This is a genomic window from Inquilinus limosus (genome assembly GCF_002195995.1).
GTDB lineage: Bacteria > Pseudomonadota > Alphaproteobacteria > DSM-16000 > Inquilinaceae > Inquilinus > Inquilinus limosus_C.
In genome coordinates this window covers 40792-61150 of record NZ_NHON01000036.1, presented here as the reverse complement: position 1 = coordinate 61150, position 20359 = coordinate 40792, and the positions used below count along the sequence as shown (strand labels likewise).

23 protein-coding genes are annotated in these 20359 nt (G+C 71.8%); 11 read left to right on the top strand and 12 right to left on the bottom strand.

Features of this window, described 5'->3' with window-relative positions:
• Nucleotides 1-327, bottom strand: a 327-nt coding sequence (locus tag BWR60_RS19325) for a hypothetical protein (RefSeq protein WP_218823578.1), incomplete at its 3' end; no start/stop codon positions are given.
• Between the two features lie 171 nt (nt 328-498).
• Between BWR60_RS19325 and BWR60_RS19320 the strand changes: the two genes are divergently transcribed.
• Both BWR60_RS19320 and BWR60_RS19315 read left to right on the top strand, forming a co-directional pair.
• Nucleotides 499-951, top strand: a complete 453-nt coding sequence (locus BWR60_RS19320) for an SRPBCC family protein (RefSeq protein ID WP_088152665.1) — start codon at nt 499-501, stop codon at nt 949-951.
• 46 nt (nt 952-997) lie between these two features.
• Nucleotides 998-1453, top strand: a complete 456-nt coding sequence (locus BWR60_RS19315; RefSeq protein WP_088152660.1) for an SRPBCC family protein — start codon at nt 998-1000, stop codon at nt 1451-1453.
• A 31-nt stretch (nt 1454-1484) separates the two neighbouring features.
• Here the strand turns inward: BWR60_RS19315 and BWR60_RS19310 are convergent, their stop codons facing one another.
• Nucleotides 1485-1874 carry a DUF983 domain-containing protein gene (locus tag BWR60_RS19310; protein WP_088152664.1) on the bottom strand — a complete coding sequence of 130 codons (390 nt, stop codon included), beginning with the start codon at nt 1872-1874 and terminating at the stop codon, nt 1485-1487.
• 95 nt (nt 1875-1969) lie between these two features.
• Here BWR60_RS19310 and BWR60_RS19305 point away from each other — a divergent pair, with 95 nt between their 5' ends.
• Entirely contained in the window at nt 1970-3331 is a 1362-nt protein-coding gene (locus tag BWR60_RS19305) for a PLP-dependent aminotransferase family protein (RefSeq protein ID WP_088152659.1), read from the top strand.
• Here the strand turns inward: BWR60_RS19305 and BWR60_RS19300 are convergent.
• Complete coding sequence (locus BWR60_RS19300) at nt 3290-4246, bottom strand: LysR family transcriptional regulator (RefSeq protein ID WP_088152658.1); 957 nt, start codon at nt 4244-4246, stop codon at nt 3290-3292. The genes BWR60_RS19305 and BWR60_RS19300 overlap by 42 nt on opposite strands.
• A gap of 108 nt (nt 4247-4354) precedes the next feature.
• Between BWR60_RS19300 and BWR60_RS19295 the strand changes: the two genes are divergently transcribed.
• Nucleotides 4355-5188: an SDR family NAD(P)-dependent oxidoreductase gene (locus tag BWR60_RS19295; RefSeq protein WP_088152657.1), complete on the top strand. Its 834-nt coding sequence runs from the start codon at nt 4355-4357 to the stop codon at nt 5186-5188.
• A 15-nt stretch (nt 5189-5203) separates the two neighbouring features.
• Here BWR60_RS19295 and BWR60_RS19290 read toward each other — a convergent pair whose 3' ends face one another.
• Genes BWR60_RS19290 through BWR60_RS19280 form a run of 3 tightly spaced genes read right to left on the bottom strand, consistent with a single transcriptional unit; the run spans nt 5204 to nt 7390 of the window.
• Nucleotides 5204-6031, bottom strand: coding sequence for a metallophosphoesterase family protein (locus BWR60_RS19290; RefSeq protein WP_088152656.1), 828 nt, complete (start codon nt 6029-6031; stop codon nt 5204-5206).
• Complete coding sequence (locus BWR60_RS19285; RefSeq protein WP_088152655.1) at nt 6031-6963, bottom strand: diacylglycerol/lipid kinase family protein; 933 nt, start codon at nt 6961-6963, stop codon at nt 6031-6033. The genes BWR60_RS19290 and BWR60_RS19285 overlap by 1 nt, the downstream gene beginning before the upstream one ends.
• A gap of 7 nt (nt 6964-6970) precedes the next feature.
• Complete coding sequence (locus tag BWR60_RS19280; protein WP_088152654.1) at nt 6971-7390, bottom strand: hypothetical protein; 420 nt, start codon at nt 7388-7390, stop codon at nt 6971-6973.
• 254 nt (nt 7391-7644) lie between these two features.
• Between BWR60_RS19280 and BWR60_RS19275 the strand changes: the two genes are divergently transcribed.
• From BWR60_RS19275 to BWR60_RS19265, 3 genes are all read left to right on the top strand, one after another.
• Nucleotides 7645-8097 carry a (2Fe-2S)-binding protein gene (locus BWR60_RS19275; protein ID WP_088152653.1) on the top strand — a complete coding sequence of 151 codons (453 nt, stop codon included), beginning with the start codon at nt 7645-7647 and terminating at the stop codon, nt 8095-8097.
• A gap of 14 nt (nt 8098-8111) precedes the next feature.
• Complete coding sequence (locus BWR60_RS19270) at nt 8112-10277, top strand: xanthine dehydrogenase family protein molybdopterin-binding subunit (protein ID WP_088152652.1); 2166 nt, start codon at nt 8112-8114, stop codon at nt 10275-10277.
• 172 nt (nt 10278-10449) lie between these two features.
• Entirely contained in the window at nt 10450-10824 is a 375-nt protein-coding gene (locus BWR60_RS19265; protein ID WP_088152651.1) for a c-type cytochrome, read from the top strand.
• Here the strand turns inward: BWR60_RS19265 and BWR60_RS19260 are convergent.
• The 3 genes from BWR60_RS19260 to BWR60_RS19250 are packed head-to-tail and all read right to left on the bottom strand — an operon-like array spanning nt 10790 to nt 13939.
• Nucleotides 10790-11785, bottom strand: coding sequence for a helix-turn-helix domain-containing protein (locus BWR60_RS19260; protein ID WP_088152650.1), 996 nt, complete (start codon nt 11783-11785; stop codon nt 10790-10792). The two genes, BWR60_RS19265 and BWR60_RS19260, sit on opposite strands and share 35 nt — an antisense overlap.
• A gap of 49 nt (nt 11786-11834) precedes the next feature.
• The gene (locus BWR60_RS19255; protein ID WP_088152649.1) at nt 11835-12374 is read right to left on the bottom strand and encodes a methylated-DNA--[protein]-cysteine S-methyltransferase; all 540 of its coding nucleotides are present in this window, start codon (nt 12372-12374) and stop codon (nt 11835-11837) included.
• Nucleotides 12375-12430: 56 nt separating this feature from the next.
• Nucleotides 12431-13939, bottom strand: coding sequence for an MDR family MFS transporter (locus tag BWR60_RS19250; protein ID WP_088152648.1), 1509 nt, complete (start codon nt 13937-13939; stop codon nt 12431-12433).
• A gap of 212 nt (nt 13940-14151) precedes the next feature.
• Between BWR60_RS19250 and BWR60_RS19245 the strand changes: the two genes are divergently transcribed.
• Complete coding sequence (locus tag BWR60_RS19245) at nt 14152-14499, top strand: GFA family protein (RefSeq protein ID WP_088152647.1); 348 nt, start codon at nt 14152-14154, stop codon at nt 14497-14499.
• Between the two features lie 159 nt (nt 14500-14658).
• Here BWR60_RS19245 and BWR60_RS19240 read toward each other — a convergent pair whose 3' ends face one another.
• Nucleotides 14659-15561: a LysR family transcriptional regulator gene (locus BWR60_RS19240; protein WP_088152646.1), complete on the bottom strand. Its 903-nt coding sequence runs from the start codon at nt 15559-15561 to the stop codon at nt 14659-14661.
• Nucleotides 15562-15672: 111 nt separating this feature from the next.
• Here BWR60_RS19240 and BWR60_RS19235 point away from each other — a divergent pair, with 111 nt between their 5' ends.
• Nucleotides 15673-16725: an SDR family oxidoreductase gene (locus tag BWR60_RS19235; RefSeq protein ID WP_088152645.1), complete on the top strand. Its 1053-nt coding sequence runs from the start codon at nt 15673-15675 to the stop codon at nt 16723-16725.
• Nucleotides 16726-16928: 203 nt separating this feature from the next.
• A complete protein-coding gene (locus BWR60_RS36435) occupies nt 16929-17261 on the top strand; it encodes a hypothetical protein (RefSeq protein ID WP_144445670.1) in 333 nt (110 codons plus the stop codon).
• A gap of 72 nt (nt 17262-17333) precedes the next feature.
• On the opposite strand, the gene BWR60_RS19230 is transcribed toward BWR60_RS36435, so the two are convergent.
• Entirely contained in the window at nt 17334-17966 is a 633-nt protein-coding gene (locus tag BWR60_RS19230; RefSeq protein WP_088152644.1) for a TetR/AcrR family transcriptional regulator C-terminal domain-containing protein, read from the bottom strand.
• A gap of 223 nt (nt 17967-18189) precedes the next feature.
• On the opposite strand from BWR60_RS19230, the gene BWR60_RS19225 reads away from it, so the two are divergent.
• The gene (locus BWR60_RS19225) at nt 18190-19611 is read left to right on the top strand and encodes a DHA2 family efflux MFS transporter permease subunit (RefSeq protein WP_088152643.1); all 1422 of its coding nucleotides are present in this window, start codon (nt 18190-18192) and stop codon (nt 19609-19611) included.
• Here the strand turns inward: BWR60_RS19225 and BWR60_RS19220 are convergent.
• A complete protein-coding gene (locus BWR60_RS19220; protein ID WP_088152642.1) occupies nt 19608-20354 on the bottom strand; it encodes a tRNA-uridine aminocarboxypropyltransferase in 747 nt (248 codons plus the stop codon). The genes BWR60_RS19225 and BWR60_RS19220 overlap by 4 nt on opposite strands.
• Between the last annotated feature and the right edge of the window lie 5 nt (nt 20355-20359).

The following is a 20359-nucleotide window of genomic DNA, read 5'->3' as shown; positions in this document are numbered from 1 at the left end:
GCATACCGCCGGCCCGGCGGTATGCTCCTGCACCGGGCCCGGCCCCAGCCCCGACAGCCAGTCGCGGCCGCCCCGGCCGGGCGGGCCGGACGCCGCCAGCGGCATGCCGGCGAAGCCCAGCGCCTCGATCACGGCCCCGGTCCCGGCCCGCCACAGCCAGGTGCGGCGGGCGACGATCGGGTGCGGCACCGCCAGGGTCAGGGCGGCGCCGGCCAGCGGCAGCCCGTCGGCCAGCAGCCGGCCGCCGAGATCGGCCAGGAAGCGGTCCGGTCCGGGCGAGGCGCCGGCGTCGTCGAGGAGCCAGGCGAGGGACGGGGGCAGGTCCATGCCGCGATCATGCCGCCGCGGGGCGGGATCTGTCACGCGGCCGGCGATCGGGTGGCCGATGCGCCATCGCGCAGTTCGCGTTGCCTGAAACCGTGCCGTGACCGGCCCGGCCGTGTTATTTTGCCGGCCATCCCGGCGATCGGGACCGGCATGGCGGCGAAGGGGAGCGCGATGGACGAACAGACCGTCTTCCGGCGCGAGATGCGGATCCCGGCGCCGCCGGCCACCATCTTCGCCTTCCTGACCGACCCGCAGCAGATCCTGCGCTGGATGGGCACGCAGGCGCAGTTCGACGCCCAGCCGGGCGGCCTCTACCTGCTCGATGTCGACGGCACCAATGTGGTGCGCGGCGCGTTCCGTGAGGTCGTGCCGGTGCATCGCCTGGTCTACAGCTTCGGCTGGGAGGGCAATGCCGAGGTGCCGCCGGCGTCGAGCCTGGTCGAGATCGACCTGATCGAGCAGCCGGACGGCACGCTGATGCGGATGACCCATAGCGGCCTGCCGCCGTCGGCCGTGCCCGCCCATGCCAAGGGCTGGACACATTTCCTGGACCGGCTGGCGGCCGTGGCCGGCGGCCACGACCTCGCGGCGGCCAAGACGCCCTGCGATGGCCATGAGGCCTGATCCGGCCCCGAGGGACCCGCCGCCTGCCGAAACGTGGAGGAGACCGATGCCTGACGATCTCGTCGTCCGCCGCGAAACGCGCATTCCCGCGCCGCCCGCCGCGGTGTTCGCCCTCTTGACCGACCCGGAGAAGATCCTGCGCTGGATGGGCACGGAAGCGCAGATGGATCCGCAGCCCGGCGGCCTCTACCTGGTCAACGTCACCGGCGCCCGCTTCGCCCGCGGCGCGTTCCGCGAGGTGGTGCCGGTGCATCGCCTGGCCTACAGCTTCGGCTGGGACGGCAGCGAGGTGGTGCCGCCGGGCTCCAGCCTGGTCGAGATCGACCTGATCGAGCAGCCGGACGGCACGCTGCTGCGGATGACCCAGACCGGCCTGCCGACGGCCGGGCAATGCGCCGGCCATGCCGAAGGCTGGGCCCACTACCTCGACCGGCTGGCCGAGGCGGCCGGCGGCCGCGACCCGGGCCCGGACCCCTGGCTCGGCCGCGACGGGCAGGAGTAGGGAGCCCGGCGGATTTGCGGGGTCTCTGCCGCTACTTCTCGTTCTTGCCGGCCAGCCGGGCCTCGCGGGCGTCGTTGATGTACTGGGCGGCGACCAGCCAGCCCTTCAGCGGCCGCAGCAGCGCCAGGCAGCCGCCGATCAGCAGCGGCACCGAGGTCAGCAGGTGCACCCAGATCGGCGGCTCATAGGCCAGCTCCAGCCAGGCGGCGAAGGCGATCACCGGGAAGCTGACGATCGAGATGACGAAGAAGGCCGGGCCGTCCGCCGGGTCGGCGAAGCCGTAGTCCAGGCCGCAGACCTCGCAGCTTGGGGCCAGGGTCAGGAAGCCGCGGAACAGATGGCCCTTGCCGCAGCGCGGGCAGCGGGCCCGGATGCCGACCTCGAAGGGCTTCAGCGTCGGATAGGCGGTGGGCTGGGCCATGATCGTCCCCATGACTGTATGGCTCATCATCTAATATTGCCATGCACTTTGGTCAAGCGTATGGTTTTGCGATGAACCGTCGCAGCCGCTGACCCATGTCGAAATACCGCTCGATCGTCGACCAGCTGGCCAGCCGGATCCGCTCCGGCGCCCTGCTTCCGGGCTCGCGCCTGCCGGCGCAGCGGCAGCTGGCGGCGCAGCTCGGCGTCGACCTGACCACGGTGACACGCGCCTATACCGAGCTGAAGCGTATGGGGCTGGTCGAGGGGCGTAGCGGCAGCGGCAGCTTCGTCCGCGGCATCCCGGCCGCCGCCGAGCCCGTGGCGGCGACGGACGGCTTCGACCTCAGCATGAACGTGCCGCCCCGGCCGCCGGGGCTCGGCGACCGGGTGGCGGAGGGGCTGGCGGCGCTGCTGGCGGGGCCGCAGGGCGGGGCCAGCCTCGGCTACCAGCCGAGCAGCGGCACGGCCCGGGACCGGGCGGCCGGCGCGTCCTGGCTCGGCCGGCGCCTCGGCGCGGTGGCGGAGGACCGGATGGTGGTCGCGGCGGGGGCGCAGAGCGCGCTGTTCGCCCTGCTCGACCTGTTGCTCGACCGCGGCGACACCCTGGCCTGCGCCGGCCTGACCTACCCCGGCATGCGGGCGATCGCCGCCCATCTCGGGCTGCGCCTCGCCGGGCTGGCGCAGGATGCCGAAGGCATCGACCCCGACGCCTTCGAGCGCCTGTGCCGCGGCGAGCCGCCCAAGGCGCTCTATCTGGTGCCGACCATCGCCAGCCCGACCACGGCGACGCTGCCGGTCGAGCGCCGGCGGGCGATCGTCGCCATCGCCCGCCGGCACGACGTGGCCATTGTCGAGGACGACGCCTATGGCGCACTGCCGGAGGCGCCGCCGCCGCCGCTGGCCGCCCTGGCGCCGGACGTGGTGTGGCATGTCGCCTCGCTGTCGAAATGCGCCAGCCCGGCGCTGCGCGTCGCCTATGTCGCGGCGCCCGATGCCGGCGCCGCGGTGCCGCTCACGGCCGGGCTGCGCGCGATCAGCCTGATGGTCTCGCCGCTGACCGCCGCTTTGGCCACGCGCTGGATCGGCGACGGCACGCTGGCCACGCTGACGGCGGCGATCCGGGCGGAGAACCGCGCCCGGCAGCGCCTGGCCGCATCGCTGCTGCCGGCGGGCGCCGTCGCCGCCCATCCGGACGGCAACCATCTCTGGCTGGCCCTGCCGGAGGGCTGGTCCGCCACGGCCTTCACCGCCGCAGCCCGGGAATCCGGGCTGCTGGTGGTGCCGGCCGACGCCTTTGACGTGACCGGCGCGCCGCCACGCGCGGAGCGTCCGCCGCGGGCGGTGCGGCTGTCGCTCGGCGGCGTGCCGGATCGGGCGGGGCTGGAACGGGCGCTGCGGCGCCTGGCCGGCCTCCTATCCTGGTCCGCCGGGGCGCCGGGGGCTGCGATCGTCTGACGCCGCCATCGTCCCGCCCTGCCGCACCGCGTCGATGAAGGCGCGCAGCGCGGGCGCCATCTGCCGCTGCCGCGGGTAGCACAGGAACAGGCCCGGGAAGGGCGCGGACCATCGCTCCAGCAGGGGCTCCAGCCGGCCGGCGGCGATGTCGCCGGCGACCGCCTGCTCGATGGCGAAGCCGATGCCGATGCCGCGCAGGGCCGCGCGCCGGGCCATCTGCTTGTCGTCGACGATCAGCGGCCCGCCGACCGCGACGGAGAACCAGCGGCCGTCCTCGAAGAACTCCCAGGCATAGGGCGTGGCATGCCCCGGCCAGCGCCAGCGGATGCAGCGGTGCCGCACCAGGTCGCGCGGATGCTCCGGCCGGCCATGTGCGGCCAGGTACTCCGGCGCCGCCACCGCGATCTGGCGCATCTCGGGGCCGAGGCGCACCGCGACCATGTCATGCTCGATCACCTCGCCGATGCGAATCGCCGCGTCGAAGCCGCCGGCGACGATGTCGACCACCTCGTCGTCGAGGGTGATGTCGAGCACGACATCGGGATAGGCGAGCGCGAAGCCGGGCAGGATCGGGTCGAGATAGGTTTCGGCGGCCGAGCGGAAGGCGTGGATGCGGACGGTGCCGGCCGGCCGCTCACGGGTGCGCCGCACCTGCCCGATCGCGTCGCCGAGCTCCGACACCACCGGCCGCACGCGGCGGAACAGGGTCTCGCCGGCCTCCGTCAGCGCCACGCTGCGGGTGGTGCGGTTGAGCAGCCGGACCCCGACGCGCTCCTCGAAGCCGCGCACCATCTGGCTCAGCGCCGAGGGCGATACGCCCAGCGTCTCCGCCGCCCGGCTGAAGCTCAGCAGCTCGCCGACGGCGACGAAGGCCCGCAGCTGGTTGTAGTCGCTGCCTGACAGAAGGGTGTCCATGGGCCGATGGCACCATCTTTAAGTCGAACTAACAAGCCTGATCAGTTTTGCGGTCATTATGAAGTTGTCCGATGAGGGCCATCTCCGGGGCGCACACAGGAGACCCTCATGACAACCTGGTTCATCACCGGCATCTCGCGCGGCCTCGGCCTCGCTTTGGCCCAGGCGGCGCTCGCCGAGGGCGACACCGTCATCGGCACGGTCCGGGCCGGCGCGCCCGATCTCGACCCCGGGGCGGGCACGCTGCACGTCCTGTCCCTCGATCTCGTCGATCCGGGCGCCATCGACGCGACGGTCGAACGGGCTTTCGCCCTGGCCGGGACGATCGACGTCATCGTCAACAACGCCGGCTACGGCCTGCTCGGCGCGCTTGAGACCGCGACCGATGCGGAGGTGGCGCATCTGTTCGCGGTCGACGTGTTCGGGCCGTTCCGTGTCATCCGCGCGGCGCTGCCCCGCCTTCGCGCCCAGGGGACCGGGCATATCGTCAACATCACCTCGATCGCCGGCCGCGCGCCCGGGGTCGGCACCAGCCTCTACTCTGCGGCGAAAGCCGCCTTGGAGGGGCTGTCGGCGGCCTTGGCGCAGGAGGTCGCGCCGCTCGGCATCACGGTGACGGCGGTGGCGCCGGGCGCCTTCCGCACCGACTTCCTGTCCACCCATTCGATCCGCCGCAGCCCGGCGGAGGACACGGCCTATGCGAGCAGCGTCGGCCGCAGCTCCGCCGCCTTCGAGGCCGCGGCCGGCAAGCAGCTCGGCGATCCGGACCGGGCCGCCCGGGCGATCATCGCCGCCATCCGCGCCGACCGGCCGCCGCTGCACCTGCTGCTCGGCAGCGACGCCCTGCGCCGCGCCCGCGAAAAGCTCGACGCCGTGATCGGGGAGATCGGCCGCTGGGAGGAGGTGACCCGCGGCACCGATTTTCCGGCCGCGGAGTCCTGATCCGGCGCGGTCCGTTCAACCGGCCGCCGGCTGCGCCTGCCAGCGGCCCTTCACCTTCTCGAAGCCGTGCGGCGGCATGGGCACGAAGCCCGTGCCGTCCCAGCGCCGCGGCTCCAGCGTCAGGCGGTCGCCCTCCAGCAGGATGCGGTTATAGGCGTTCGGCTCGTTGCGCCGCCGGCTAGAGGTCGCGGTCGCCGCCTGCGCCACCAGGATCGGCCGCCGCACCCGGCCGTGATGGGCGGTGACCTCGCCATAGAAGTTCCGGTGCAGATGGCCGGTCAGGATCAGGTCGACCCCGGCGGTGGCGAAGACGCGCAGCGCCGTCTCGGCCCGGCCGATCAGCTTGGTGTCCGGCGCGTCGGGCGGCGGCAGGAAGGGGTGGTGCGCCACCACCACCTTCAGCAGGCCGCGCGGCAGGGCGCGCAGCGTCTCGCGCACCCGCTCGATCTGCCCGGGGCTGATCGATCCGTGCGACCAGTTCCAATGCGCCACCAGCCGCCGCGCGGTGTTGACGCCGATCAGCGCGATCCCGTCCTGGACCAGCAGCGGCGCCGTGTCCGGGGTGATGTAGCGGCGGTAGCGCGAGAACGGCTTGGTGAAGCGCGACAGCAGGTTGTGCCGCGGAATGTCGTGGTTGCCCGGAACCACGATGTAGGGGGCGGGCAGGCGGTCCAGGAAATCCCGCGCGGCGGCGAATTCGGCGCTGTGCGCATCCTGGGTCAGGTCGCCGGAGACGGCGACGACCGAGGGCGCCAGCGCCTTCAGCTCGGCCAGCAGGGCCTCGACCAGCGCCGGCTCGGTGCGGCCGAAATGCAGGTCGGAGATATGGGCGATGCTCTTCATCAGACCGGCTTGTCGGGTTCGGTGCGCGGCACCAGCACGGTCAGCGCGCGCGGCAGGATGCGATAGCGCAGCGGCGTCGCCAAGAGATGGTTCTCGCCGTCATTGGCCACCCACAGCCGGGCCCGGCGCGAGATCACATTGATCCGCCGCGCCGCCAGCGCCTCGGTCGCCGGGTCGTGCTGCCAGGTGCCGGCGACGATACGGGCGACCAGGCGCCACAGGTCCCAGCGGCGGCGGATCCGCGCCGTGTAGACGCCCAGCAGGCCGCCATCCAGCGCGGCGCGGCGGTGGATCGCGGCGAAGCCCTCGGCCAGCGGGTTGTTGCTGATCGCCAGGGTACGCGTGACCAGCCGCACCGGCCGGCCATCGGCCTGCAGCACCACATGCAGCCGCGGCCCGCGGTCGAAGCCGCGGAAGAAGGCGCGCGCCAGCCGCAGCCATTTCAGCGGCCCGGGCGCGCGCCGCAGCCGCTCGCGCTGCAGCACCATGCGCGCGGCGATGCCGGGCAGCGAGCTGTTCAGGAAGATCCGGTCGTTGACCAGGCCGACATCGATCCGCAGGGTGGTGCCGGCCAGCAGGGCGGGCAGCGCCGCCTCGGGCGTCAGCGGGATGCCCAGGTCGTGGGCGAGCAGGTTGGCGGTGCCCAGCGGCAGGATGCCGAGCGGGCGGGCAGGACGGCCGGCCCGGCTCTCCACCAGCAGCCGCTCGGCCGCGGCGATGATGGTGCCGTCGCCGCCGCCGACCAGGATCGCCTCGGCGTCGGAAGCCATGGCGGCGTCGAGCGCCCGGCACAGCGCCGGCCCCTCGGCCATGGTCACCCGGCCCTCGGCCCCGGCCTCCGCCAGGATCCGGTCCAGCGGCGCGGTGATCGCCTCCGGCGTCCGGCCCAGCAGGGCGCCGGCGGCGCCGTTCAGCACCAGCGCCACCCGCATCGCATCCTCAGCGGGCCGTGCCGGTGTTGCCGCCCTCGCAGGTGCAGGACGTGCTGGGGATGGCGCCGCCGGGGATCGGGCAGCTGCCAACCATCGTGACGCAGCGCTGCGCCATGCCGGCCGATGGCAGCGGCAGCAGCGGCGTGCCCGGCACCTTGCGGCCCAGGCTCTCCGCCCGGCGCGGCCGGGGAACCTCCAGCCGCGGGGGCGGCGCCAGCTGCGGTGGGGTCAGCTGCCCCGGCGGCGTGATCTGCAGCGGGGCGGGGGGCTGGCTGCGAATAAGCGGCGGCGAGCCGATGCCGCCGGCGCAGGGGCTGCCGATCTGGGATGGATCGACGATGCATTGCGCCGTCGCGGGCGCCGGAATGGCGGAAGCGGCCGCCACGGCGAGGCCGGTGGCGAGCGCGAGACGGATCAGCGGGCTCATGCTGATGACATGTGCGGGGGGCCGCCTTCTTCAATGGTCGAAGGGCGCGATGTTTCGCTGCGTTTCCGTCCCGTTTCGTTCTAAGCTCAGGCCAGAATCAGGAGTCGGGCGCGGTGCCGGGCCTTTTCCGGCCGGCCGATCGCGCAAGCCGAGCTTCAAAAGACTGTCGCAGATCCCATCGATGCACGCAGCCGGCCGGCGCTGTCCAGGTCGGCCGGCCGTGTCCTATCAGCCCCAGCCACCGAGAGGCAGCCATGGCTTTCACGTTGAAGATCAACGGCACACCGCATGAGGTCGATGTCGACGGCGACACCCCGCTGTTGTGGGTGCTGCGCGACGTGCTCGGCATGACCGGGACCAAGTTCGGCTGCGGCCAGGCGCTGTGCGGCGCCTGCACCGTGCATGTCGACGGCGCGGCGACGCGGTCCTGCATCACTACGGTCGACAGCGTCGGCGACAGCGCGGTCACGACGATCGAGGCGATCGGGCAGACGCCGCAGGGCGCCGCCCTGCAGAAGGCGTGGCTGGAGCTGGAGGTGGTGCAGTGTGGCTACTGCCAGTCCGGCCAGATCATGTCGGCGGCGGCGCTGCTGAAGGACACGCCGAAACCAACCGACGACGACATCGACGCCGCCATGTCGGGCAATGTCTGCCGATGCGGCACCTATCAGCGGATCCGCGCCGCGATCCACAAGGCCGCGGCGTGAGGGAGGGACGGATCATGCCTGATGGCTCTCACACCCTCGACCGCCGCGGGTTCCTCAAGGTCAGCGCTGCCGTGGGCGGCGGGCTGGCCCTCACCGTTGCCCTGCCATCCTCGTTGCGGCCCGCCCTGGCGGCGGCCGAGGCATCCGGCTTCGCGCCCAACGCCTTCATCCGCATCGACCGCCAGGGTCTGGTGACGCTGGTGATTCCGTCGGCCGAGATGGGGCAGGGCATCTACACTGCCGAGGCCATGCTGCTGGCGGAGGAGCTGGAGGTTGGGCTCGACCAGGTCCGGCTCGAGCACTCGCCGCCCAGCGACGCGCTCTACGGCAATCCGCTGATCGGCGCCCAGCTGACCGGCGGTTCGACCTCGATCCGCGGCTTCTGGACGCCGCTGCGCCAGGCCGGCGCCGTGGCGCGCACCCTGCTGGTCGCCGCCGCGGCCAAGCAGTGGAGCGTCGACCCGTCGACCCTGAAGGCGCAGCACGGCCAGGTCACCGACGGCAAGCGCTCGCTGGGCTATGGCGAGCTGGCCGATGCCGCGGCCAAGCTGCCGGCGCCGGACCCGAAGGCCGTGGTGCTGAAGGACCCGAAGGACTTCACCCTGATCGGTAAGCCGGCCAAGCGGCTGGACTCGCCGGGCAAGGTCAACGGCACCGCCGAATTCGGCATCGACACCAAGCTGCCGGGACTGAAGGTGGCGGCGATCGCCATCTCCCCCGTCCTCGGCGGCAAGCCGAAATCGGTGGACGAGGCCGCGGCGATGGCGGTCAAGGGCGTGCGCCAGGTGGTGAAGACCGACGAATCCGTGGCGGTGGTCGCCGACCATATGGGCGCGGCCAAGAAGGGGCTCGAGGCCGCGGCGATCCAATGGGATGACGGTCCGAACGCCAATGTGAACAGCTCCGACCTGATCCGCCAGCTCGAGGAGGAGTCGAAGAAGCCGGGCGCCGTGGCCCGCAACGAGGGCGACGCCGAAAAGGCCCTGGCCGGCGCGGCGCACAAGCTGGAGGCGGTCTACCAGGTGCCGTTCCTGGCGCATGCGGCGATGGAGCCGATGAACTGCACCGTGCATGTGCAGAAGGACAGCTGCGAGATCTGGGTCGGCACCCAGGTCCCGACCATGGCCCAGGCCGTGGCGGCGCAGGTCGCCGGCCTGCCGAAGGAGAAAGTGCAGGTCCACAACCACCTGATCGGCGGCGGCTTTGGCCGGCGGCTCGAGGTCGACGGCATCGCCCGCGCGGTCGCGGTGGCCAAGCAGGTCGACGGCCCGGTGAAGGTGGTCTACAGCCGCGAGGAGGACATCCAGCACGACATGTACCGGCCGTATTACTACGACCGGTTCGCGGCCGGGCTGGACGCGGAAGGGCGGCCGGTGGCCTGGACCCATCGCATCGCCGGCTCCTCGATCATGGCGCGCTACTTCCCGGCGGGCTTCAAGGACGGCGTCGATGCCGACGCGGTCGAGGCCGCGGCCGAGCCGCCCTATGCCTTCCCGGCGATCCGGGTCGAATATGTCCGGGTCGAGCCGCAGGGCGTGCCGACCTCCTGGTGGCGCGGCGTCGGCCCGACCCACAACGTCTTCGTGGTCGAGAGCTTCGTCGACGAGCTCGCGGCGGCGGCGAAGCAGGACCCGGTCGCGTACCGCAAGTCCCTGCTGGGCCACAATCCGCGCGCCCTCGGCGTGCTGACCCTGGCGGCGGAGAAGGCGGGCTGGGGCACGCCGATGCCGAAGGGCCATGGCCGCGGCGTGATGGTGCAGTTCGCCTTCGGCAGCTATGTCGCGATGGTGGCGGAGGTCGAGGTCGCCGGCGACGGGTCGATCAAGGTCCACCGCCTGGTCTGCGCCGTCGATTGCGGCCTGGCGGTGAACCCGGACACGATCGAGGCGCAGACCCAGGGCGGCTCCCTGTTCGGCCTGACCGCGGCGCTGCACGGCAACATCACCTTCGCCAACGGCCGGGTCGAGCAGGCGAATTTCGACACCTACCTGCCGATGCGGATCGACGAGGTGCCGGTGATCGAGACCCATCTGGTCAAGAGCGCCGAGACCCCCGGCGGCATCGGTGAGACCGCCACGGCCGCCGTCGCCCCGGCGGTCGGCAACGCGATCTTCGCCGCCACCGGCAAGCGCCTGCGCAGCCTGCCCTTCGACACGGAGTCGCTGAAGACGTCGTCCTGAGAAACCGTCCGATACCGCTACTGGCGTGGCCGTCTGATGGCGGCTTCTCCGCTTCCGGTGCTCACGGACCTATGTCCGCTGCGCTCCGGTTCTCGAAGCCACCACCAGCCGACTCACGCCAGCGCAGTCTCGAACGGTTTCTGGGCATCGGAAGGATGAAGAAGGAACAATCATGAAGCTGACGCAATGGGCCCTCGCGGCCCTGCTGACCGCCGGTGCCGCGTCGCCGGCCCTGGCCGATGGCGATGCGGCGCGCGGCCAGACCCTGTTCTCGCGCTGCAGCGCCTGCCACACGGTGACCGACCAGAACAAGCTCGGTCCGCACCTGTCCGGCGTCTTCGGCCGCGTGGCCGGGACGCTGGCCGGCTACACCTTCTCCAAGGCCATGGTCGCCTATGCCAAGGCCTGGGACGAGACGACGCTGGACGCGTTCCTGGCCGGACCGGCCAAGGCCGTGCCTGGCACCAAGATGGCGGCGCCGCCGATCGCCAACCCGCAGGACCGCGCCGACATCATCGCCTATCTGAAGACGCTGACGGCGTCGTAAGCGGGCCTCTGGCTTCCGAACCGTCATGGCGAGCCTCGCAGGGGCGTGGCCATCCAGGGCTGCACGCGCCGGCCTCTGGATGGCCGCAGCGCTCCGCGCCTCGCCATGACGAATTCAAGCCAGCCGGCGCCAGCCTCTCCAGCAGGATCCCGCGGTCGCCCCTCGCCGCCTTGCGGAAGCGCTGCGGCGAGACACCGGCGGCACGGTGGAAGCTGCGCACGAAGTTCGACAGGTCGCCGAAGCCGACATCGTAGGCGATGTCGGTCACCGGCCGTGCATCCTCCGCCAGCAGACGGGCGGCGCGGCGCAGCCGGGCGCGGACCAGGTACTGGTGCGGGGTGACGCCCAGGCTGCGGGCGAAGAGGCGCAGGAAGTGGAACGGGCTCAGGCCGACGGTGCGGGCCGCGCCGTCCAGGTCGACCGGCTGGTCGGCGTTGGCGTCGATCCACAGCGCCGCCTCCACCGCCCGGCGGCGGTCGCGCGCCGCGGGCTCGGTCCGGTGCGGCGGCCGCCCGGTCACCAGGGCGACGAAGCGGGCGGCGAAGGCGATGCCGACCTCGTCCAGTCCCAAATCGCTGCGGCCCTCGGCCGTGGCCTGGGCCAGCTCGCCCAGCACCATCAGCCCGGGCAGCGGCGGCATCGCCCCGGCGCGCCAGGCCGTGCGATCGTCGCTGATCGCCTCGACCAGCGCAGGGGCCAGCTCGAAGGACAGGCACTCGTCGCCGCCGTGATGGTGCTCATGGGTGCAGGTGAACTCGTCGCCCGGATGGCCGACCAGCACCGACCCCGCCACCAGCTCGTCCGCCCGGCCCAGCTGGCGGCAGCCGAAGCTGCCGCGCCGGACATAGGAGACGGAATGGCCCGCATGCAGCTCGGTGAAGGGGCGGTCGCCCGGGCCGGCGCTGCACCGGTAGTCGAACACCGCCATCATGGGGCGTTGCAGGATCGTCTCGGCGGGCATGCGCCGGCTCTGCGCGCGGCCGCCGTGCCGGGCAACGGGTTTCGGGCGGTCAGAACAGCGACGGCTGGCCGCCGGGGGCGGCGCCCTCGATCTGCAGCATGCGCAGCTTGGTGTCGACCCCGCCGGGGGCGGAGAAGCCGCCGGGCTTGCCGCCGGCGGCCAGCACCCGGTGGCAGGGCACCACGATCGGGAACGGGTTGTGCCCCATCGCCTGGCCGACGTCGCGGGCCAGCAGCGGGTCGCCCAGCCGTTTCGCGATCTCGCCATAGGTCATGGTCGACCCCGGCGGGATGGCGCGGGCGATGGCGTAGACCCGCTGCTCGAACTCCGGCACGCGGCCGAGATCGACCGGCACGTCCGACAGGTCGATGCGCTCGCCGCGCAGCAGGGCGCCGATGCGCTCGATCACCCGGGCGATGTCGGGCGGGGGCGCGCCTTCTTCGGCGCCGGGGCAGCGGCGGAGGAGGCGCATCCGCGTCTTCTCCGCAGTCGACCCCGGCAATTGCACGCCGGTGATGCCGCGCGGGCCCCAGGCAATGCCGCAGGGGCCGATGGCGGTCTCGAACAGGGTGTAGAGATGTTCGCTCATGGGACGGATGCTAGCACCGGGCCGGAAGGCGGTCGGCCCGGTTCTTGCGGTCAAATTCAGTGCCCGATGGTGGCTGGGTTCGGCTCCGCCGCCTCCACCTCGCGCGGCGCCGCGCTCGCCGGGCGCGGGGCGATCGGGATCAGCCAGATGGTGACGAAGGTCAGCACCGCCATCGCCACCACGCCCAGGAAGGTCCAGTGCAGCGCCTGGTCGAAGACGTCGCGGACCGACGGGTTGGCGGCCAGCTCGGCCAGCCCCTCCGGCTGGTTCAGCACGTCGTGCACGCTCGCCGCCAGCGCGCCGCTGCCGAAATGGACGATGCCGATGTTCAGGATGGCGCCCAGCGCGGTGGCGCCGATGGTGCTGCCCAGGTTGCGGCCGAAGATGATCGACGCCGTGGCGCTGCCGCGCATCGACCATTCGACGCTGTCCTGCACCACAGCGATGGTGGTCAGGCTGATCAGCCCCATGCCGAAGCCCATGATGAAGGCGCCGGTGCCGGCCACGGCCGGATGGGTCTGCGGTGTCAGGAACAGGAGGAAGCTGGCGCCGACCGGGAACAGCAGGCTGCCCGCCCGCAGGGTGCGGCGCACGCCGAAGGCGCGGTACAGCCGCTGCGACAGCATCACCGCCAGGGGCCAGCCGAACACCAGCATGCTCAGGGTGAAGCCGGCGGTGATCGGCGACCGGCCCAGCACGCCCTGGACATAGACCGGCAGGATGGTGGTCAGGCCGATCAGCGCCATGCCGGCCAGCACGGTGGCGATGTTGCTGGTGGCGACCAGCCGGCGGCTCCACAGCTCCAGCGAGATGATCGGCTCGGGCGCCCGCCGCTCCTGCCACAGGAACAGCCACCCGGCGACCAGGAACAGCAGCCCCAGCCCGCCCAGCAGCCAGCCATCGGCCTCGGTCTCGGTCAGGATCACCAGCAGCGACACGATGGCGACCGAGAACAGCGCGGCGCCGGTGTAGTCGATCCGGACCTTGCGCGGTTCGATCTGCTCCTTCAGGAACAGGATGAAGCCGGCGATGGTCAGCACGCCGAACGGCAGGTTGATCCAGAAGATCCAGGCCCAGGACAGGGTGTCGACGATGACGCCGCCGGCCAGCGGCCCGATGACGGCGGAGGTGGCCCAGACGCTGGCCATCAGGCCCTGCGCCCGGCCGCGCTCCTCCAGCTTGTACAGGTCGCCGACCACGGTCATGGTCACCGGTGTGATCGCGCCGGCGCCCAGGCCCTGCAGCAGCCGGAACAGGATCAGCGACCCCATCGACCAGGCGAAGCCGCACAGCACCGACCCGATCAGGAACAGGATGGTGCCGCCGACCAGCACCGGCTTGCGGCCGAACACGTCCGACATCTTGCCGTAGATGACGGTGGTGGTGGATTGGGCCAGCAGGAACGCCGAGAACACCCAGCTGTAATAGGTGAAGCCGCCCAGCTCGCCGACGATGCGGGGCATGGCGGTGGCGACGATCGTCGCCTCGATCGCGACCATGAAGGTCGCCAGCATGATCGAGGCGATGACGAACGGGCGCTTCGATCGATCGACGGCAGTGGACATCGGCGTTCCTCCGGGCCTCGGGCGGGCCGGTGCGGCGGGCGGGGGTCTCTGCGGATGACGGATGGCTCATCCTACATTCGACACCGGGCGCTTGGCGTGGGGGTGCAACGCAGCCATGCATCCCCCCGCCCGCCCCTTGTTCCGGCCGCCGGGATTGCCCATGGGCGCCGCCGGCCCAGCTTTCTGGACGGGCTCAGCACGGGGAGGGGACCATGCTCTACAAGGGAAGCTGTCATTGCGGCCGCGTCGCCTTCGAGGTCGAGGGCGAGCTGACCGGCGCCGTGTCCTGCAACTGCTCGATCTGCGCCCGCAAGGGCGCGCTGCTCTGGGCCGTGCCGCATCTCGACCTGCGGGTGCGGGCCGAGCCGGTGGATCTCGGCACCTATCTGTTCAACCGCCACGTCCTCCAGCACCGCTTCTGCCGGAACTGCGGCATCCATGTCTTCGCCGAGGATGCCGCACCGGGGACCGACCGGTCGGCCTATATCAACATCCGCTGCCTGGAGGACATCGACCTCGCGGCGGTGCCGGTGCATGAGTTCGATGGGCGATCGATGTAACGCTTTGGATGGTTGGGCCGGAGCTGCCCCCTCACCCGAAATCGCTGGCGCGATTTCGACCTCTCCCCAAGGAGAGGTGAGGGGGGCGCCGGCCTTGTTTCCCTCTCCTCGGGGAGAGGGAGGGGCCCATTCGCGTTGGCGAATGGGAGGGTGAGGGGGCTACCGCTCCAGCCCCGGGATCCGCGGCAGCTCGGCGGCCAGGTGGTCGACGAAGGCGCGGACCCGGCGCGGCACGAAGCGGGCGGAGGGGTAGACGGCATGCACCTCCAGCGGGGCATAGGCATAACCCCGCATCACCCGCACCAGTTCGCCGCGATCCAGCAGCGGCTGCACCAGCGGCAGCTGGGCGCCGCCGATGCCGATCCCGGCGCGGATCGCCTCGATCAGCACGAAGGCGTTGTTGGCCAGGAAGCGCGATTGCACCCGCACCTCCAGCGGCCCGTCCGGCCCGGCCAGGGGCACCGCGTCGCCCGCCGCCGCCCAGCTGAAGCGGACATGCGGGTGGTGGGCGAGATCCTCCGGCGTCTCGGGGCTGCCTCGGGCCGCGACATAGCCGGGTGAGGCCACCAGGATCCGGCGCAGCGTCGCCAGGCGGCGCGCCACAAGGCCGGGCGAGGCCAGGGCGCCGAGGCGGATGGCGACGTCGACGCCCTCGCCGATCAGGTCGGCATAGCGGTCGTCGGCGATCAACTCGACCGCCAGCGCCGGGTGGCGCTGCTGGAAGCCGATCAGGATCGGCGCCAGATGCGCCTGGCCCAGCCCGGCCGGGGCATGCACCCGCAGGCTGCCGCTCAGCACGTCGGAGGCCTCGGCCAGCCCGTCTTCGGCCTCGGCCACCGCCTCCAGGATGCGGCGGGCCTGGGCGTGGTAGCGCTCGCCGGCCTCGGTCAGGGCCAGGCGGCGGGTGCTGCGGTTCAGCAGGCGGACGCCCAGCCGCCGCTCCAGCGCCGCCACCTGCTGGCTCACCGCCGGCTGGGTCAGGCCCAGCGCCCGCGCCGCGGCCGACAGGCTGCCGAGCTCCGCCACCCGCACGAAGGTGGCCATGGTGGTGAAGCGGTCCATCCGGCGATCATCTCAAAGTCTTGCTTATGGATGATAGTCGATTCGGCTGCCTACTCAATCCAGTCGAAATGAATGATCTCTGGGCCAGGACACAGGCACGGAGAGAGAGCGATGGACCGGAAGACGGCGCTGGTGGTCGGGGGCCAGGGGGTGATCGGCCGCAACCTGGTGGAGCATCTGGCGACGCTGGAGGATTGGGACGTGATCGGGCTTTCGCGCCGCGGCGGCGAGGCTGCGGGCCGCGTCCGGCACATCGCCGTGGACCTGCTCGACCCCGCCGATGCGCGGGCGAAGCTGGGGGCTTTGCGCGACATCACCCACATCTTCTATGCCGCCTTCCAGGACCGGCCGAGCTGGGCAGAGCTGGTGGCGCCGAACCTGGCCATGCTGGTGAACGCGGTGGAGGCCGTCGAGGCTGCGGCGCCGGGGCTGCGCCATGTCAGCCTGATGCAGGGCTACAAGGTCTATGGCGGCCATCTCGGCCCGTTCAAGACGCCGGCGCGGGAGGATGATCCCGGCCCGATGCCGCCGGAATTCATGATCGACCAGCTGGCCTGGCTGCGCGAGCGTGCCGCCGCGCGCGGCTGGGGCTGGTCGGCGATCCGCCCGGCGGTGGTCGGCGGCACGGCGCTGGGCAACCCGATGAACCTGGCGGTCGCCATCGCCGTCTACGCCTCGATGGCGAAGGAGCTGGGGCTGCCGCTGCGCTTCCCGGGCAAGCCGGGCGCCTATGACAAGCTGCTGCAGATGACCGATTCCGGCCTCCTGGCCCGGGCCACGGTCTGGGCCGCGACCGACCCGCGCGCCGCCGGCCAGGCCTTCAACATCGCCAATGGCGACCTGTTCCGCTGGGCGGACCTATGGCCGCGCCTGGCCCGCTTCTTCGAGCTGGAGACGGCGCCGCCGCTGCCGATGCCGCTCGACACCATGATGGCGGACAAGGAGCCGCTGTGGCGGTCGATGATCGCGAAGCACGGCCTGGCGCCGACGCCGTATCGCGACGTCTCGTCCTGGCGCTTCGCCGATTTCATCTTCGGCCTGGACTACGACATGTTCGGCGACACCACCAAGGCCCGCCTCTTCGGATTCCATGACACGGTCGACACCGAGGCGATGTTCCTGGGGATCTTCCGCGACCTGCAAAGGCGGCGGATCATTCCGTGACGGCTTGCTGCCGGGCTGGGAACGGACGAGGATCAATTTGCTCCTATGTCGTCCCGGAGATGCGGGACGGACGGGTTCGCACGGATCTCTTCCCGATCATGAGACCTTTTCAGAACTCCCAACACCGTCATTGCTTCGCCTCCTCGCAATGACGGCGAGGAGTTGGGCGTTGTGAAGATGTCTCGATCATGGGGGATTGAAGAATGAGCGGAGAGACCGATTTGCGAGCGGTTATCGAGCGCGCGGTGGGTGTTATTCGCGAGCGGCTGAAGGCGGGAATTCCAGATGTCGATATATTCTGGTTCGGTGCCATAGATCTGAGTCCGAGGCATCTCGCGATTTGGGCGCGGGTTGGAACAGATGCGCAGCGAGATTTTCTGCTTGAGGACTATTCGGATCTCACGGCAGAGATTCGTGGAATCGTAAAGGGCTGTGGCTATCCGGAAGAGGCGTCGTCATTTGTCGGCTTCGCCGTGGAGTCCGATGAGACGGTGAACCGTGACTTCGATGGCAGCTGGTGGAATTGCATCAAATAGGCCGGCCTCGGCTTTGCCATACCTGCCGGGTCTTCACCTCCGGCTGGAAGGTCTGATCACTCCCGGGGGCACTTACCTCCGGATCCTTGCCGCGATGCCGTCGAGCAGCAGGCCGAGGCCATGGTCGAACTCGGCGTCCGGGTCGGCGTCGCGCACCGCCGCCATGCCCTCGGCCAGCCTCGGATAGGCGGCCAGGTCGGCGGCGGCCATGCGCTCGCCCTCGCCCTCGCCCTCGCGCTCGGCGGCGTCGGCGGCATCGGCCTGCTCCTCCAGCACCCAGCCGACGACGTAGCGGCCGATCGCGATCTGGGCGCGCAGCGCGTCGGCCGGGGCGAGGCCGGCTGTACACAGCAGGGCGGTCTCGGATTCGACCGCGGCGAACTCCGCCGGCTCCGGCCGGGTGCCGGCATGCAGCCGGGCGCCGTCGCGCCGCGACAGCAGCGCCCGGCGGAACTGGCGCGCATCCGCTGCCAGCCAGTCCCGCCAGTCGGCGCCGGGCTCGGCCGTCCGCCGCATCCCGCCCTCCTCCATCATCGCCGCGGCCATGGCGTCCAGGAGGGCGCGCTTGTTCTTGAAGTGCCAGTAGAGCGCCGGGGACTGCACGCCCAGCCGCTCGGCCAGGCGCCGGGTGCTCAGGCCATCGATGCCGACCTCGTCCAGCAGGTCCAGCGCCGTCCGGATCACCGTGTCCCGCTGCAGCTTCATCGCCCGCTCCCAGGGCGGGCTGTTCTCCCCGCGTCATTGTGAGGAGCGGAGCGACGAAGCAATCCAGGGGCCGGTGCGAGCGGCCCTGGATTGCTTCGCTGCGCTCGCAATGACGGTTTGGGGTGGGTCATCCGGTGTCGGTCCTGGTCGATCGAGCCACTTGACAGGCTAGTCCCAATCGGCTCCTTATCAATGATAAATTTATCATCGATAAGGACTCTCCATGACCTCCCTCGCCCCGGCCGCAAGGCTGGAGAGGATCCCGGCCGCGCTGTGGCGCCAGGCCGCGGTCCTGGTCGTCGGCGGCTTCCTGTCGCGGCTCACCACCTCGATCGTGAACATCGGCCTTGCGCCGATGGGCGAGGGCTTCGGCGTGCCGCTCGACACCATGCAATGGGTGGCCACCGGCTATCTGCTGGCCCTGGCCGCCGCGATCCCGATCAGCGCCTGGGCGGCGCGGCGGGTGGGGCCGACGCGGCTATGGTTCGCCAGCCTGGCCCTGTTCATCCTGGTCTCGGTCGCCTGCGCCCTGTCGGCCACGGCCGGGCAGTTGATCGCGACGCGGGTGCTGCTGGGCCTGTGCGGCGGCCTCTTGGTGCCGGTCGGGCAGATGCTGCTCGGCATGGCGGCCGGGCCCGGGCGGATGGGCCGGCTGATGGGTACGATGGGCATCGTCGTGGTGCTGGCCCCGGCGATCGGCTCCACCGTCGGCAGTGCGCTGCTGGCCTGGCAGGGCTGGCCCTGGCTGTTCTGGATCAACGTGCCGCTCGGCCTCACCGCCCTCCTGGCCGGCTGGCGCTGGCTGCCGCGCACCGAGCCCGGCGCGGCCGGGGCCGCCGGGCGCCTCGACCTGCCGGGCCTGCTGCTGCTGACCCTCGGCCTGCCGCTGATGACCTGGAGCGTCGCCGCCATCGCCCAGGCCGGCGGCTTCGGCGCCGCGGCGGCGGATGGCGCGCTGCTGCTCGGCCTCGTCCTGATCGCCGGCTTCGTGCTGCGGGCGCGGGGGATGGAGGCGCCGCTGATCCGCATCGGCCTGCTGCGCCACCGCATCTTCGGCCCGGCCGGGCTGATCCTGTTCTGCGGCGGCTTCACCGTGTACGGGGCGCAGATCGCGCTGCCGCTCTACTACCTGCTGGTGCGGCACGAGACGGTGTTCATGACCGGCCTCTTGATCCTGCCGCAGGATCTCGGCATCGCGCTGGCCATGCCGCTCAGTGGCCGGCTGGCCGATCGCTTCGGCGGCGGCCGGCTGGTGCTGGCCGGCATCGTCCTGACCGTGCTCGGCACCGTGCCGCTGGCCTTCCTGGAGGCGCATACGAGCTACCTCTGGCTCTCCGCCGTGCTGGCGGTGCGCGGCTTCGGCATGGTGCTGTCGGGGATGCCGGCGATGACCGTGGCCCTGGCCTCGCTGCCGAAGGAGCGGGTGCCGGACGGGGTGCCGCTCTTGAACATCCTCGACCGCACCGGCGCCTCGATCGGCGCGGCGTTGGCGGTGGCGCTGTTCGGCCTGTTCCTGCCGCCGGGGCCGACTTACCTGATGGGGGCGCTGGCCGCCTTCGACATCACCCACGGCTTCCTGGCGCTGGTCGCGGCGCTGCCGCTGCTGCCGGCGTTGATTCTGCTGCGAGCCGAACGGCAGCGCTAACGACCCCGGCCGCGGCGCTGCTGCGGCCGGCGGCGGTCGGGCCGGGGACCCGTGGGACGGGACGGCCGGGCCGGCTGGGTGGCGCGATAGCGGTCGAGCATCCGGGCGAAGCTGGCGAGCAGCGCGGCCTCGATCTCCGGCCGCTCCTCCAGCCGGCTCAGCAGGAAGGCCGCGGATTCCAGCGTCGACAGCGCCTCGCGCCGCGGTTCGCGCCGCAGCTTGCCGTAGAGCGACGGGCGCTGCGGCCTCAGCGCGATGCGGCGGCCCTTCAGCATCCAGGCGTTGCGCCACCACAGCGTCTTGGCCTGGCTCCAGGTGCCGTCCAGCACCACCACGCCCTCGATCTCCTCCAGCGCCCCCTCCTGCTCGGGCAGCGGCGCGCCCTTCCGGTCCAGCACCACCAGTTCGCGCCCCGGCGGGAAGTCCTCCGGCCGCATCGAGCCGAGATACAGCACGGCCCAGCGCTTCGGGTCGGCCGGCCGGCCCAGCGCCGCGGCCAGGCTGGGCCAGGACAGGCCGATCTTGAACACGGCGTTGGTCAGGTGCAGCGCGGCCAGCCGGGCGGTGCCCAGCTCCTTCGCCTGCTCCTGCGGGTGCTGCAGGATCAGGAGGCCGATGCGGTTCTCAATCGGCACCACCGTATCGCAGATGCACAGCGCCGCCGGCTTCAGGCAGCGCGGGCAGTCGGCCTCCGCCGCCGCGGGCTCGGGGGCGATGTCGTCGGTGTCGAAGGGATCGGTCATCCCGG